11 protein-coding genes are annotated in these 14,193 nt (G+C 59.8%); 6 read left to right on the top strand and 5 right to left on the bottom strand.

All coding sequences use genetic code 11. The features are described from left to right. Positions 1 to 4 precede the first annotated feature (4 nt). On the top strand, positions 5 to 4,546 hold the full coding sequence (gene gltB / locus V7660_RS00055; RefSeq protein WP_335601067.1) for a glutamate synthase large subunit: 4,542 nt from the start codon (positions 5 to 7) through the stop codon (positions 4,544 to 4,546). 36 nt (positions 4,547 to 4,582) lie between these two features. Here the strand turns inward: gltB and V7660_RS00050 are convergent, their stop codons facing one another. Together V7660_RS00050 and V7660_RS00045 are read right to left on the bottom strand one after the other, a co-directional pair. Beyond that, on the bottom strand, positions 4,583 to 5,479 hold the full coding sequence (locus tag V7660_RS00050; RefSeq protein WP_335601066.1) for a DUF4349 domain-containing protein: 897 nt from the start codon (positions 5,477 to 5,479) through the stop codon (positions 4,583 to 4,585). A 78-nt stretch (positions 5,480 to 5,557) separates the two neighbouring features. Next, positions 5,558 to 7,105, bottom strand: a complete 1,548-nt coding sequence (locus tag V7660_RS00045; RefSeq protein WP_335601065.1) for an acyl-CoA carboxylase subunit beta — start codon at positions 7,103 to 7,105, stop codon at positions 5,558 to 5,560. Positions 7,106 to 7,279: 174 nt separating this feature from the next. On the opposite strand from V7660_RS00045, the gene V7660_RS00040 reads away from it, so the two are divergent. The 4 genes from V7660_RS00040 to V7660_RS00025 all read left to right on the top strand — a co-directional run bounded on the left by V7660_RS00040 (position 7,280) and on the right by V7660_RS00025 (position 11,174). After that, positions 7,280 to 7,582, top strand: coding sequence for an SCP2 sterol-binding domain-containing protein (locus V7660_RS00040; protein WP_335601064.1), 303 nt, complete (start codon positions 7,280 to 7,282; stop codon positions 7,580 to 7,582). 75 nt (positions 7,583 to 7,657) lie between these two features. Further along, complete coding sequence (locus V7660_RS00035; protein WP_335601063.1) at positions 7,658 to 8,611, top strand: alpha/beta hydrolase; 954 nt, start codon at positions 7,658 to 7,660, stop codon at positions 8,609 to 8,611. A gap of 24 nt (positions 8,612 to 8,635) precedes the next feature. After that, positions 8,636 to 10,099 carry an AMP-binding protein gene (locus V7660_RS00030; protein WP_335601062.1) on the top strand — a complete coding sequence of 488 codons (1,464 nt, stop codon included), beginning with the start codon at positions 8,636 to 8,638 and terminating at the stop codon, positions 10,097 to 10,099. A 70-nt stretch (positions 10,100 to 10,169) separates the two neighbouring features. After that, complete coding sequence (locus tag V7660_RS00025; RefSeq protein ID WP_335601061.1) at positions 10,170 to 11,174, top strand: zinc-dependent alcohol dehydrogenase family protein; 1,005 nt, start codon at positions 10,170 to 10,172, stop codon at positions 11,172 to 11,174. Here the strand turns inward: V7660_RS00025 and phbB are convergent. After that, a complete protein-coding gene (gene phbB, locus V7660_RS00020; protein ID WP_335601060.1) occupies positions 11,171 to 11,896 on the bottom strand; it encodes an acetoacetyl-CoA reductase in 726 nt (241 codons plus the stop codon). The two genes, V7660_RS00025 and phbB, sit on opposite strands and share 4 nt — an antisense overlap. Positions 11,897 to 12,047: 151 nt before the next feature. On the opposite strand from phbB, the gene phaR reads away from it, so the two are divergent. Further along, a complete protein-coding gene (phaR, locus tag V7660_RS00015; protein WP_335601059.1) occupies positions 12,048 to 12,620 on the top strand; it encodes a polyhydroxyalkanoate synthesis repressor PhaR in 573 nt (190 codons plus the stop codon). A gap of 62 nt (positions 12,621 to 12,682) precedes the next feature. Here phaR and V7660_RS00010 read toward each other — a convergent pair whose 3' ends face one another. Both V7660_RS00010 and V7660_RS00005 read right to left on the bottom strand, forming a co-directional pair. Continuing rightward, positions 12,683 to 13,150, bottom strand: coding sequence for a hypothetical protein (locus V7660_RS00010; protein ID WP_335601058.1), 468 nt, complete (start codon positions 13,148 to 13,150; stop codon positions 12,683 to 12,685). 188 nt (positions 13,151 to 13,338) lie between these two features. Beyond that, the gene (locus V7660_RS00005; protein ID WP_335601057.1) at positions 13,339 to 14,052 is read right to left on the bottom strand and encodes a hypothetical protein; all 714 of its coding nucleotides are present in this window, start codon (positions 14,050 to 14,052) and stop codon (positions 13,339 to 13,341) included. Positions 14,053 to 14,193: the final 141 nt, after the last annotated feature.

Here is a 14,193-nt window from a genome sequence, read left to right as displayed (position 1 = left end):
TCAGATGTCAGATTATGTAAAACAGTACGAAGCCAACCGTCAGAAGTTGATGGACGGCCATGCCTATGATCCGGAATACGAGCATGATGCTTGCGGCGTCGGCCTGGTGGCCGCGCTCGACGGCAAGCCTCGCCGCGAGATCGTGGAAATGGGCATCGAGGCCCTGAAGAATGTCTGGCACCGCGGCGCAGTGGACGCCGATGGCAAGACCGGTGACGGCGCAGGTATCCGCGTGGAAGTTCCGCAGGACTTCTTTCGTGAGCATGTGACCCGCACGGGCCACAATCCGACCGATGATCCGATCTGTGTAGGTCAGATCTTCCTACCACGTACAGACTTCGCCGCTCAGGAAGCCGCACGGACCTTGGTCGAAACCGAAGTCCTGCATTTCGGTTTCTACATCTATGGCTGGCGGCAGCCTCCGGTCGACGTGACCGTGATCGGCCAGAAGGCCAAGGACACGCGCCCCGCCATCGAACAGATCATGTTCCGTGACGCGATGGGCCGCAGCCCGGAAGATCTTGAGCGGGCCCTTTATATCTGCCGCCGACGAATTGAGCGCCGGGCGCGGGAAGCCGCGATTCCGTCTTTCTATGTCTGTTCGCTGAGCCATTCATCCCTGATCTACAAGGGCATGTTCCTGGCGCAGGATATCGACAATTTCTATCTGGACCTGAGGGATGAGCGGTTTGTTTCGGCCTTTGCGATCTACCACCAGCGCTACTCAACCAACACATTCCCGCAATGGTCGCTGGCCCAGCCCTTCCGCATGATCGCGCACAATGGCGAGATCAACACGGTTCGGGGCAACAAGAACTGGATGAAGAGTCACGAGATCCGCATGGTCTCGGAAGTCTTTGGCGAACATGTCGATGATGTGAAGCCGGTCATCCCGGATGGCACATCGGATTCGGGTGCGCTCGATTCGGTATTCGAGATTCTCTGCAAGTCCGGCCGGTCCGCGCCGATGGCCAAGGCCATGCTGATCCCGGAAGCCTGGTCGAAGCGGGATTCGGTCATGCCAACGTCGCATCAGGCCCTCTATGATTACTGCAACTCCGTCATGGAGCCGTGGGACGGTCCGGCTGGTATTGCGGCTTATGACGGCCGCTGGGCTATTGCGGGCCTGGACCGGAATGGGCTGCGGCCGCTGCGCTATGCGCTGACGGCGGATGGTATTCTGGCGGTTGGTTCGGAAGCTGGCATGTGCCCGCTGGGCGACCATGAAGTTACCAAGCGCGGTCTGATCCAGGCAGGCGGCATGATTGCGGCTGACCTGAAGACAGGTAAGTTCTACGAGCACCGGGAATTGATCGACCTGCTTGCGGGCAAGGCCCCTTATGAAGACTGGCTGAAGGCTGTCACGGAGCTTGATCCGGAAATCGGTCCTGGTCCGGAACCGCTCATGTTCAACAAGGAAGACATGCTGCGTCGTCAGACGGCGGCGGGCTATACGCTTGAAACGCTGGAGCTCATTCTGTCTCCGATGGCAGAAGGCGGCAAGGAGGCGATCGGCTCGATGGGCGATGATACGGCGACGGCGGTGCTGTCCTTCTCTTATCGCCCGATGAGCCACTTCTTCCGGCAGAATTTCAGTCAGGTCACGAACCCTCCGGTCGACCCGTTGCGCGAAGAGCGTGTCATGAGTCTCAAGACGCGGTTCAAGAACCTCGGAAACGTTCTGGACACCGACAAATCGCAGCAGGAAGTGTTCGTTCTGGAAAGCCCTGTGCTGACCAATGGCACGTATGATCGCCTGATTGACCGGCTCGGCGTCGGCACAGCCGAGATCGATTGTACGTTCAATGAGGCAGATGCCGCAGGCGACGGAACGGCGCTCAAGAATGCGCTGAGCCGTATCCGCCGTGAGGCCGAGGATGCTGTTCGCGAAGGCCGCGAACACATCATTCTGACCGACCAGTACCAATCGGCAGACAAGATCGCCATCCCGATGATCCTGGCCACCGGCGCTGTGCACTCACATCTCGTCGCACAAGGCCTGCGGACGTTCTGTTCGATCACTGTCCGTTCGGCCGAATGTCTCGACACGCATTACTTTGCCGTCCTCATCGGTGTCGGGGCGACCTGCGTGAACGCTTATCTTGCGCAGGACATCATCGCGGACCGTCAGACACGCGGCCTGTTCGGCGACATGACGCTGAGTGATTGCGTCCTGAACTTCAAGAAAGCGGTCGAGGCTGGCCTCCTGAAAATCATCTCCAAGATGGGTATTTCCGTCATCTCGTCCTATCGGGGCGGATATAATTTTGAGGCGTTGGGCCTGTCTCGCGCGCTGGTCGCAGACTATTTCCCCGGCATGAACAGCCGAATCTCCGGTCTGGGCCTTGCGGGTCTCGAAGAGAATGCGCTCGTGCGCCATGAAGCCGCGTTTGATGAAGACGTGGTCTCGTTGCCAGTGGGTGGATTCTATCGTCTGCGCGCGTCGGAAGAACCCCACGCACTGGATGGAAACCTGATCCATACGTTGCAGGCTGCCTGCGACCGCGGCGACTATTCCATCTACCGAAAATATGTCGAAGCCGTGCATTCGCGCGACCCGATCCAGCTGCGCGACCTGCTCGACTTCAAGCCGGCCGGTGCGCCGGTGCCTGTCTCCAGCGTCCAGTCGATCAATGAAATCCGTAAGCGGTTCATAACGCCGGGCATGTCTCTTGGTGCGCTTAGCCCGGAAGCGCATGGGACGCTGAACGTGGCGATGAACCGCATCGGTGCCAAGTCGGTTTCTGGCGAGGGCGGCGAAGATCGTGCGCGGTTCCGCCCGCTGCCGAATGGCGACAATATGAACTCTGCCGTCAAGCAGGTGGCCTCGGGCCGGTTTGGTGTGACGGCGGAGTATCTGAACCAGTGCCGCGAGATTGAAATCAAGATCGCCCAGGGCGCCAAGCCCGGTGAGGGTGGCCAGCTGCCGGGCTTCAAGGTGACGGAATTCATCGCCAGGCTGCGCCATGCGACGCCGGGTGTGATGTTGATCTCGCCGCCGCCGCACCATGACATCTACTCCATCGAAGACCTTGCCCAGCTGATCTACGATCTCAAGCAGATCAATCCCGAAGCGCGGGTCTGCGTGAAGCTCGTCGCCCAGTCCGGGGTCGGTACGGTCGCCGCCGGTGTGGCCAAGGCCAAGGCCGATGTCATCCTGATCGCAGGCGGTGTGGGTGGAACAGGCGCAAGCCCGCAGACCTCCATCAAATATGCGGGCCTACCGTGGGAGCTCGGCCTTGCCGAAGCGCACCAGATCCTGTCGCTGAACAATCTGCGCAGCAAGGTCACGCTGCGGACGGATGGCGGCCTCCGTACCGGCCGGGACATTGTCATTGCGGCGATGCTGGGCGCGGAAGAGTATGGCATCGGCACGGCCTCGCTGGTCGCCATGGGCTGTATCATGGTGCGCCAGTGCCATTCGAACACCTGCCCTGTTGGCGTCTGTGTTCAGGACGAAGCGCTGCGGGCGCACTTCACGGGGTCTCCCGAGAAGGTCGTGAATTTGATGAGCTTCATCGCCGAAGATGTGCGGGAAATCCTCGCCTCGCTCGGTTTGAAGTCGCTCGATGAAGCCATCGGCCGCACCGACTTGCTCGCTCAGGTCAGCCGCGGCTCGACCCATCTCGACGATCTCGATCTCAACCCGCTGCTGGTACAGGTCGATACCGAAACACCGGTCATCTACCAGCCGAATCGTCGTGAGGAAGTTCCGGACACGTTGGACGCCCAGATCCTGCGCGATGCCGAGCCGTTCTTCGAGCGCGGCGAGAAGATGCAGCTCGAATATGGCGTGCGCAACACGATGCGGGCCATTGGCGCGCGGTCGAGTTCTGCCATCACACGGAAGTTTGGCATGCAGGCCCTGCCGGAAGGCCGTCTGCATATCCGGCTTGAGGGGTCCGCGGGCCAGTCGCTTGGCGCGTTCTCAGTGCAAGGCCTCCTGCTCGAAGTCATCGGCGATGCCAATGACTATGTCGGCAAGGGCCTGTCGGGGGCCTCGATTGTCGTCTCGCCGCGTCCTAAGGAACGCCACCGGACAGGCGATGCCATCATCGGCAATACGTGCCTGTACGGCGCAACGGCTGGCAAGCTGTTCGCGGCCGGCACGGCAGGCGTACGTTTCGCGGTCCGAAACTCCGGCGCCGTGACGGTTATCGAAGGCTGCGGCGCGAATGGCTGCGAATACATGACCGGCGGACGCGCGGTGATCCTCGGCCCGGTCGGCGACAATTTCGGCGCCGGCATGACCGGGGGAACGGCCTATATCTGGGATCCGGACAGCCAGTTTGAACGCGTCGCAAACCCCGATGCCATCGATTGGTACCCACTCTCCGACATGAAGGCTGAGCACATCGCCGAAGCCCGCACGTTGATCGAGGAACATTTCAAGCGCACCAAATCGCTGCGCGCAAAGGACATCCTTGAGAACTGGGACGCGTCCACTCGCGAGATGTTGATGATCGTCCCGAAAGAGATCGCGCATCTGCTGCTGGGCGACACCACGCCAAAGGGTAGCCAGGCAAAAATGGTAGAGAAAGTCTGATGAAGGGCCCCCGAAGCAATCCGGGGGCATTTTACATCAGCTGGGCTTCTTGCGGCGAATGCGCGGCCAGATCAGCTTGAGCCAGATCCACAGGAATGCGCCGATCAGGATCAGCCAGGGCAGGCCGATAGCAAAAGCCGTAATTACAGCGGCGAGCGCGCTGGACAGATTGTAGAAGAAATCTCCGAAGGCATTCGCGATGGGCGATAGCGCCCCCTGCGAAACCGGATTGCGCTTGGTCTCATAATTGATGCTCAGCTGGCTCATCTGAACCCGGAGCATCAACGTCTTGAGTGATGACTTCAACGAGTCGATTTCACCGTTGACGCGGGCAAGTTCCCGCTCCGTGGCCAACAGGTCTCCCAGTTCGCCGTCACGGTTGGCCAACAATTCTTCCAGGCGTTTCTGGAGGGTCTGCTGTGCGTTCAGGCGGGCATCTGTGTCGATGATCGATACGGTCAGGTCTTCAGCCGTCGTCTGCCGGTTCGTCACCTCGCCATTGGCCTGTTCGGCTTCGGCATCGACGCCGTTCAGGAAGGTTTCGATCCAGTCCGGTGTTGCCCTCAGCTGGAGCGAAGCAGAGGCTTCATCATCTGAATATGTGTTGAACCAGGAATTGGTGATGATGCAGACCGATGGGCCCGCCTCGTTACATGCCGCAACATGCCCTTGCATGACAGGCTCGATCGACTTCACCGGCAGGCGCATCCCAAGGGAGTGCGAATAGGCGATGTATTGCTGCGCGACCTCTTCGGTTGGTCCAGATCCCCCGCCAGCCTTGGCGTAGGAGCCATCCATCGCCATGCCCTGTTCCATCATGGGCGCTGGCGGTGGCGCAGACATGGCCGCTCGCTCGACGGACTCGTTGCCCGGCCCGCCACAGGCGGCAAGCCATAGGGCGGCCGTCACAATTGCTGGAAATTTGAAATTCATATTGTCCCTCCACGTCCAATCCGACTTCCACATGAAACCAGCAAAATGGCAAGATCACGTTTGAAATCGGGCGGTTCGTCAGGGCCGGAAGCCGGTTCTTCGCTCGCCCGGCTCCAGCGTACGCCAAGCATGCTGGATGAAGTCCACCAGCAGCGGTCTTGTATCGCGCGGATCGATGATTTCCTCGGCATAGAAGGATTCGGCCGTCCGGAACGGCGAGCGGATCGCATCGAACTTCTTGTAAAGCTGCGCCTTCAGGACTTCCGGGTCTTCAGCTTCGGCCAGTTCCTTTCGGAACGCCGCTTCGATCCCGCCCGCCATGGGCAGGCTGCCCCAGTCGCCACTGGGCCAGCAATAACGCCACTTGGTCCGGCTCTGGTTCATCATGGCCGATCCGGCGAGGCCATAGGCCTTCCGGATGACAATGGAGCAGACCGGCACATCGGCTTGGTAGATGGCGGTCATGGCGCGCACACCGGCGCGGGTCACGCCCGCGGTCTCCGCCTTCACACCCACGGCAAAGCCGGGGCAGTCAACGAAGTGGATAACCGGCAAATGGAATTGCGAGCAAAGGTCCATGTGGCGGGTGACCTTGTCGCAGACATCCGCCGTCCAGGCACCATCCAGGAAGAAGGGGTCGCCGGCCAGAATGCCGACTGGGTACCCGTCGACACGGGCGAAGCCGCAGACAATGCCCCGGCCCCAATCATGGCCGATCTCGAAGAAGCTGCCTGTGTCGACGGTCGCTTCCACAATCTTGCGCGGCTTGTAGGGTGTCTTGCCATCGGTGGGCACGATCGAGAGAAGGCTCTCCTCACGGCGGTCCGGCTTGTCCCGTGGCGGCTCTCGTTCAGGCAATTCGTGCACGGAGGCTGGCAGATAGGAGAGGAAGCGGCGTGCCGTTTCGAAGGCATCGGCTTCGCTGTCGACCACATTGTCGACTGTGCCATTCTGCCCCTGGATTTTCCAGCCGCCGAGTTCTTCTTTCGTGACGTTTTCGCCAAGTGCAATCGCGACCGGCGGGCCGGCAACGAAAACCTGGCTGAGTTCCTTCACCATGACCGAGAAATGGCTGGCGGCGACGCGCCCGGCGCCCATGCCGGCACACGGCCCGAGGGCGAGCGAGACGAACGGCACTTGCGTCAGGCCATGCGTGATCTCGTTCCAGCCCGGCGTCTCCGGAATATAGGTCCGGGGATCCTTCTCAAGGCTCTTGATCGATCCGCCGCCCCCGGTACCGTCGATCATCTGGACCAGAGGCATCCGGTATTCGGCGGCCATCTTGATCATCATAACCATTTTTTGCCAGATCGCAGCATCTGACGCTCCGCCGCGGACCGTGAAGTCATCGGCGAGAATGACCGTTGGCTTTCCGTTCAGCGTTGCGCGTCCGGTGACGGACGTTGAAGGGGAAAAGGATTCCAGTTCATCGTCGACCGTATAAGTGGCCTTGCCGGCGATCTTGCCGATTTCGTGAAAGCTGCCGGGATCAGCCAGGAAGGCGACGCGCTCACGAACGGTCAGCTTGCCACGTCCGCGCTGGCGGGACACCGGCTCTTCGCCGCCCATTTTCTCAGCCAGCCGCTCGCGGCGGCGCAATTCTTCAATCGATTTTTGCCAACTCATGCTGGTCAGGTTCCATGCTTCCGCTACGCTAGGTCAAGATGTGTTTCCATCCGGAAACCCTGCAATCCGCGCTGCAAACAACTGAGTTGCTTCAAGCAAATCTGAAGCATGCGGGCTTGCAATCTGCCTGAAGGGGCGGCTTTATCGGCTCAAGTCCATTTAAGGAGGAATTCAATGGATCTCTCAGAACTCACATCGAAAGCAGATTCTGCCGTCGAAGCCGGTGGCGACTTCACCAAGAAAGTGAAATTCGATTTCGGTGACGCTGGCAAGCTGTTCATCGACGGCGTTGCAGGCAAGGCTGACAATTCGGACTCCGATGCTGACGCCACCATCAAGGTCAACTGGGACGACTTCGTGAAAATTTCCGAAGGCGCCATGGACCCGACGATGGCCTTCATGCAGGGCAAGCTGAAAGTTGAAGGTGACATGTCTGTTGCCATGCAGCTGCAGAATTTGATGAAGAAGTTCAGCTAATCTCGCTGGATCGAACTTGATCTCTGAAGCCGTCCGGGGAAACCTTGGGCGGCTTCTTGCCATTGAAAGTTCTTTATGACGACGCCCCCCCACACTCAGGATGATTCCTTCGTACTCATTCCGGGAAACCCGCCGCCTGACGGGGCAGAAATTCTGTGGTTCAAGGGAAGTGAGGGACGAAACCTGAGGGCCTGCGTGGCACCGGCCCTGTCAAAGTCTGATCCGCGCGGCACCGCGATTGTCTGCCCGGGCCGCACAGAATTCATCGAGAAATACTTCGAGGTCGGACGGGAGCTTCAGGCAATGGGCTTCGCCGTGGTCATTCTTGACTGGCCGGGGCAAGGCCTGTCGGAGCGCCTGCTGGACGACACCAAGAAGGGACATATCGACCGGTTCGAGACCTTCATGGGCGCCCTTGCGGGCGGGCTGGAGCAATTGCAGGACCGGCTGCCGCGTCCGTATGTTTCGGTCGCACACTCCATGGGAGGCGCCATCGCGCTGGCGGCCATTGCTCAGGGGCTGGTGCAGGTTGATGCGGCCGCATTCTGTGCCCCGATGTGGGGGCTGAAATCGCGCTTCTTCGGCATGCGCTACCTCGTCTGGGCGATGCGTGCGACCGGACGGGCCGGCGACTATGCCATCCAGCCCGGTCCACCAGAAACCTTCGAGACCAACATCGTCACACATGACAAGAAGCACTGGCAGATGCAGCGGGCGCTGATCGATGCGCGCCCCGATCTCGAACTGGGCCCGGTAACATGGGGTTGGCTCGGGGCATCCCTGAACATCGTCGATACGTTCACAAAGCCGAAGGCGCTCAAACAGGTGACCATTCCGATCTTTGTCGCTTCGGCCGAAGAAGAGCAACTGGTCGACAATGCCGCACACGAAAAGATTTGCGCAAGGCTGCCAGATTGCGAACATGTGGTCGTTGAAGGCGCCATGCATGAAATCCTGATGGAAACCGATACCCGCCGTCAGGAATTCTGGGAAGGATTCCAGAGGCTGCTCCGGCGCGCCGATATATAAAAAAGAACCAAGCGAGGAACCCCCATGCCAGTCCAATCCACATCACGAATCCTTTCATATTGGGCATCAAGGCAGGTGGACCGGGTTGCGATTGATCATGAGGGCGAAGCCGTCACATGGGGCGAGTTCGAGGCGCGCACCAATCGTCTCGCGCGCGCCTATGCGGAGCTGGGTGTCCAGCAGGATGATTTCGTCACGATCGCACTGCCGAATGGCATAGAATTCTTTGCGGCATGTTTTGCAGTCTGGAAGCTAGGCGCTACGCCCCAGCCCATATCGGCCAAATTGCCGAAGTCAGAACGGGACCAGATCATTGAACTGGGGACTCCTTCATTGATCGTCGGCATAGAATCGGGTGTGTACGAACAGACAGCCTCCGTGCCGCAGGGTTTTGAGCCGGGCGCGCATCTGTCATCCGACGCCCTGCCTGAACTTACAGCTGCGTCCCTGAAGGCAATGACGAGTGGCGGGTCTACAGGGCGGCCAAAGCTTATCGTCTCTGCCCAGCCGGCAGCATGGGATACCGATCTGCCATATCTGGAAATCCCGCAACAGGGCGCCATGCTGGTGCCGGGGCCGCTCTACCATAATGGGCCATTCGTCTGGGCCATGATTGCGCTCTTCCGCGGCTGCACCGTGGCCATCACGACGCGCTTCGATGCCGAGCAAACCCTCGCAATCCTGGAACGGCTGAAGATCAATATCGTCTATATGGTGCCGACGATGATGCGCCGCATCTGGGCGCTGCCTGAAGATGTACGAACAGGTTACGACTTGTCGAACTTGCAGACGCTCTGGCATCTCGCAGCACCCTGCCCGGCCTGGCTGAAGGAATGCTTCGTCGACTGGCTCGGCGCGGAAGTGATCTGGGAGCTCTATGCCGGCACAGAGGGACAGGGCACGACCATGATCCGCGGGGATGAATGGCTGACGCACAAAGGCTCGGTTGGCCGGCCCGTTGAGGCCTGCGAAATCAAGATTGTTGGCGAGACGGGCGAGACGCTTCCCTCCGGCGAAGTCGGGGAAGTCTTCCTCCGGCCTCTCACGGGGCAGGGCAGCACGTACCGATATATCGGCGCCGAGGCCAAATCCATTGAGGGCGGCTGGGAAAGTCTGGGCGATCTTGGATGGATGGATGAGGACGGATATCTCTATCTCACCGACCGGCTCTCGGACATGATCCTGTCGGGCGGGGCGAACATCTACCCGGCCGAAGTGGAAGCCGCGATTGATGCCTATCCCGGGGTCAGGTCATCGGCGGTGATCGGCCTGCCGGATGACGATATGGGTGCGCGTTTGCACGCGATCATTGATCGTCCCGAAGGTCCCGTGGAGGACAGCTCAATGGCCACGCATCTCGCGGATCACCTTGTGCGCTACAAGATTCCGAAAAGTTTCGAGTATGTGTCCGAGCCTGTCCGGGATGATGCCGGAAAAGTGCGGAGGAAGGCGCTACGAGCGGACCGGCTCGAATCCGGGATCGCCTAGTTTTCGCGCTTCGCTTGACTTCCCTTGGGGCGCCATAGCTCCCCTCCTGCGAATACAGGAGGAAACCGTGATGAAAACTGCAACCGTCAAGAAGCCCGGAGGCCCCGGAAACCTGGTCATTGAGACCCGGCCCGATCCAAAACCCGGCGCTGGCGACATACTGGTTCGCATCCATGCGAGCAGCCTGAACTATCATGACTTCGCCGTCGTCATGGGCGCCATCCCCACCGAGGACGGACGTATTCCGATGTCGGATGGGGCCGGTGAAGTGGTGGCGGTGGGCGAAGGTGTCACCAAGTTCAAAACAGGCGACAAGGTGGTGTCCCTGTTCTTCCCGAACTGGCAGTCCGGTGAGATCGAGGCCGCAGGTTTTGCCAGTGTGCCCGGCGACGGCGCGGACGGCTTCGGCGCCGAACTGGTTGCTGCGCCGGAAAGGGCCTTCACCCGTATACCCGAAGGCTATTCGTACCGGGAAGCCGCCACCCTGCCATGCGCTGCGCTGACGGCATGGCGCGCCCTGATGGTCGAGGCCAAGGTCAAGCCTGGCGACTGGGTGCTGACCCAGGGCACGGGCGGCGTGTCCATCTTTGCGCTGCAATTCGCCAAGGCGGCCGGGTGCCGTGTGATCTCCACATCCTCCTCAGACGCAAAGCTTGAACGGCTGAAGGCACTCGGCGCCGATCATCTCATCAATTACAAGGATACGCCCGATTGGGGCAAAGCGGCCAAGGCGCTGACCGGCGGTCGCGGGGTGGATGAAGTGGTCGAGATTGGCGGACCGCAAACACTGGCGCAGTCCATTGCCGCATCCCGTCCCGGTGGACATATCTCGCTGATCGGCGTGCTGACAGGGGTGTCCGGGGAAGTCCCGACAGCGGCCCTGTTCTCCTTGAACATCACGCTGTCGGGAATAACGGTCGGATCCCGTCGGCATCAGGAAGACATGATTGCCGCCATCGAGGCCAACGGCATCAAGCCTGTACTGGACAAGGATTTTCCCCTTGCCGAAATCGCTGATGCCTTCGCCTATCAGGCCAGCCAGCAGCATTTCGGCAAGATTACCTTGAGCCTCTAGCCCGCAATATATTGCGCGCCATTCACCGTCATGGTGGCGCCAGTGATGAAGGCAGCTTCATCGCTGGCGAGGTAGGCACACATCGAGGCGATCTCTTCGGCCTTGCCAAGGCGGCCGACCGGGATCGTCGCGATGATACCCTCAAGGACTTTCTCCGGAACGGCCTGGACCATTTCCGTGTCGATATAGCCAGGGCAGACCGTGTTCACGGTGATACCTTTCTTGGCGCCTTCCTGGGCAAGGGCCTTGCTGAGACCGATCAGGCCGGCCTTGGCGGCGGAATAGTTGGCCTGGCCAAACTGGCCCTTCTGGCCATTGATGGAGGATATGTTGATGACGCGGCCCCAACCGCGCTCACGCATGCCTTCCCAGACCTGGCGCGTCACATTGAACGCAGACGTCAGGTCAATGTCGATCACCTGCTGCCATTGCTCGCGGGTCATCTTGTGAAAAGGCGCATCGCGGGTGACGCCGGCATTGTTCACCACGACATCAACCGGGCCGAGATCCTTTTCGATCTGCGCCAGACCTTCCGTAACGGCATCATAATCCGCGACATCGAACTTGTAGCATTTGATGCCGAGTTCTTTTGCGCATTCATCCGCGGCCTGCTGGTTGCCGGCGAAATTCGCAGCAACCGCATATCCCTTGGCCTTCATGGTTTCACTGATCGCTCGCCCGATACCGCGCGTGCCTCCAGTGACCAGAGCTACTCTAGTCATCACGTATTTCCTCCCGTGTTATTTGACATGGGTCAGCTAGCCATTCTGTTGCATCGATAGCAATAGCGCATTGGTCGCAGGGAAAATTTGTGCCAGACTTGTTGCATAGCACAAAAATTGCTTCGCAAATCCATGAAGCAGAGGGCAGGACATGGCCAAAGGGAATGGATCAGACGATCTGATCATCATCAAGAAGTATGCAAACCGTCGTCTTTACGACACGTCGACGTCGTCTTACGTGACGCTGGACCATTTGTCCGAGCTCGTCCGGGAAGGGCGCGACTTTGAGGTGCGGGATGCGAAATCCGGAGAGGATCTGACCCGTCAGGTCCTCACGCAGATTATTTTCGAGAACGAGACAAAGGGCGAAGGCGCACTGCCGCTGAACTTCCTGCGACAATTGATCGGGTTCTATGGCGGGGGGGCGCAGACCTTTCTGCCCTCCTATCTCGAAATGTCGATGAACAGCTTTTCCGAGGCGCAGAAGGAATGGCGCAAGGCCGCCAATCCGATGAACATGTTCGAGCAGCAGGCCAAGCGCAACATGTCCATGTTCGAAGAGGCGATGAAACTTTTCATGCCGACGTTGAAGAATGCGCAGTCCCGGAGTGAGACATCTTCCCTCAATCCGATGATGGAATACCAGGCCGAGGCGCTGGCCAACATGCAGGCCCAGATGGCTGCGATCCAGAAGCAGCTCTCGGATCTCTACAGCAAGGACTGACCGGAAACGAAAAAGGGCCCGCCAGCGGGCAGGCCCTTTTCTGCATTCCGTTTGCCCCGTGCCTACATTTCGCCGACGCCGAAATCGCGCCGGGCCGAGACGATCGTGACGACCACGCCCGCCAGCACGTCCAGCAAGGTCATCGACATCAGGATGAAGAAGGTGGATGTCGCGAAGTTTGGCAAGAGCAGGAACTGGATCAGGCAGACGATGAACAGGATCATCGAAACGGCGTGATTGATGATCGTTGACGTGCCTGTCGAGGTCGATTTCAGAATTTCCAGGAACAGGAAGACCACGGCCAGCAACAGGATCGCATCGCCCTTGGTGAGGACCCAGTCGACACCGGAAATCATGGGCAGGCTGATAAACCGGTCATTCAGGAGCGACAGGATCGGCGCGGAATCCGCGCGGATGATTTCGCCGAACTCATTGGCCATTTCGACCGATCCGCCAAAGCCGATGGCGAGAAGATTGTAGAGTGCTACCGGGATGACCAGCAGCGGGAAGATTCCGAAGATTGCGCGCATGAGTGTCCCCTTCTTGGTTTTGCCGCCAGAGGCGCCGTTTTCCTGACGCTTCTGTTCCCGTCTTGCGATCGCCGCACCTGAGATTGCCAATTTGGTGTTGCGATCCATCGCGGACTTACCCGTCCTTTGTCTGCATTAAAATCACGTTTACCGTAATGATCCGCCAGAGGCGAGGGACTTCTGTGACGTTAAAACCCGTGTGTGAGAAAAACGCGAAACGTTGCATCCGCTGACCCCGACGTCAGACCCACCAGCGCGCTTGTCCGCAAGGTCAGGGATGTGGTCAGGGGCAGCGAGACGAACGGCCCCGCAAGATGGCTCTGCTGTGAGACCGGCAGGAGGTCGCTGGCCCGGCCATAAATGTTGTAGACCTCCGCGCCGATATCGACCCCGCCCTCCAGCCGCCGGCTGAGCTCCCCCCGTGTTTGCAGGAAGGTCCCGGATTCGCGTCCGGATCCGGTCTGCATGCTTGCAAGGGTCGAAAAGCGTGCCCGCATCTCGTCCGTCAGCTGGATCTGGTTGAGCCAGTGCAGCGCAATCTGGCCTGGCCGATCTCTGTCCCGCAGCCGTACGTCCAGTCGCACACCGGAAGCCCAGCGCGCGCCGTCTGGCGTGGCCTGCCAGCGCAATTCGCCCTGAACGTAATCGAAATCCGTGGCGCGGGAATCTGTCTTGCGCGCCTGGATCACGCCCCTCACGGCGAGGGAGCCCGTCAGCGCGTGCTCCATATGGATCCGCTGCGCGAGCCCATTCTGGTCCGGGTCATAGGCCGCGCGATACCCGATCGACCGGGCGTCTTCGGTGATCTCGGGGCCCGAGATACCGCTTGTCAGCTGCGCGGAGGCAGGGCTGCCAAACCAGAGTGTTGCAAGGCTGAGGAGGAAGAGGAGGAGGAATCGCATCGCGCGTGTATGGGGTTTTTAAAAGCGTCTTGAAAGATACAAAAATAGGGATTTTCAGCACCCAAAGCCGGACTGGCGCTCGCCATCCGGGTATTCCGTATTCCAGCTCCGCGAGGCGAAGCCGAGGCGCGGCAGGCGCCG

This window comes from Hyphomonas sp., from assembly GCF_036964145.1.
Classification (GTDB): domain Bacteria; phylum Pseudomonadota; class Alphaproteobacteria; order Caulobacterales; family Hyphomonadaceae; genus Hyphomonas.
The sequence above is the reverse complement of the archived record's forward strand: the minus strand, read 5'-3'. Positions and strand labels throughout refer to the sequence as shown.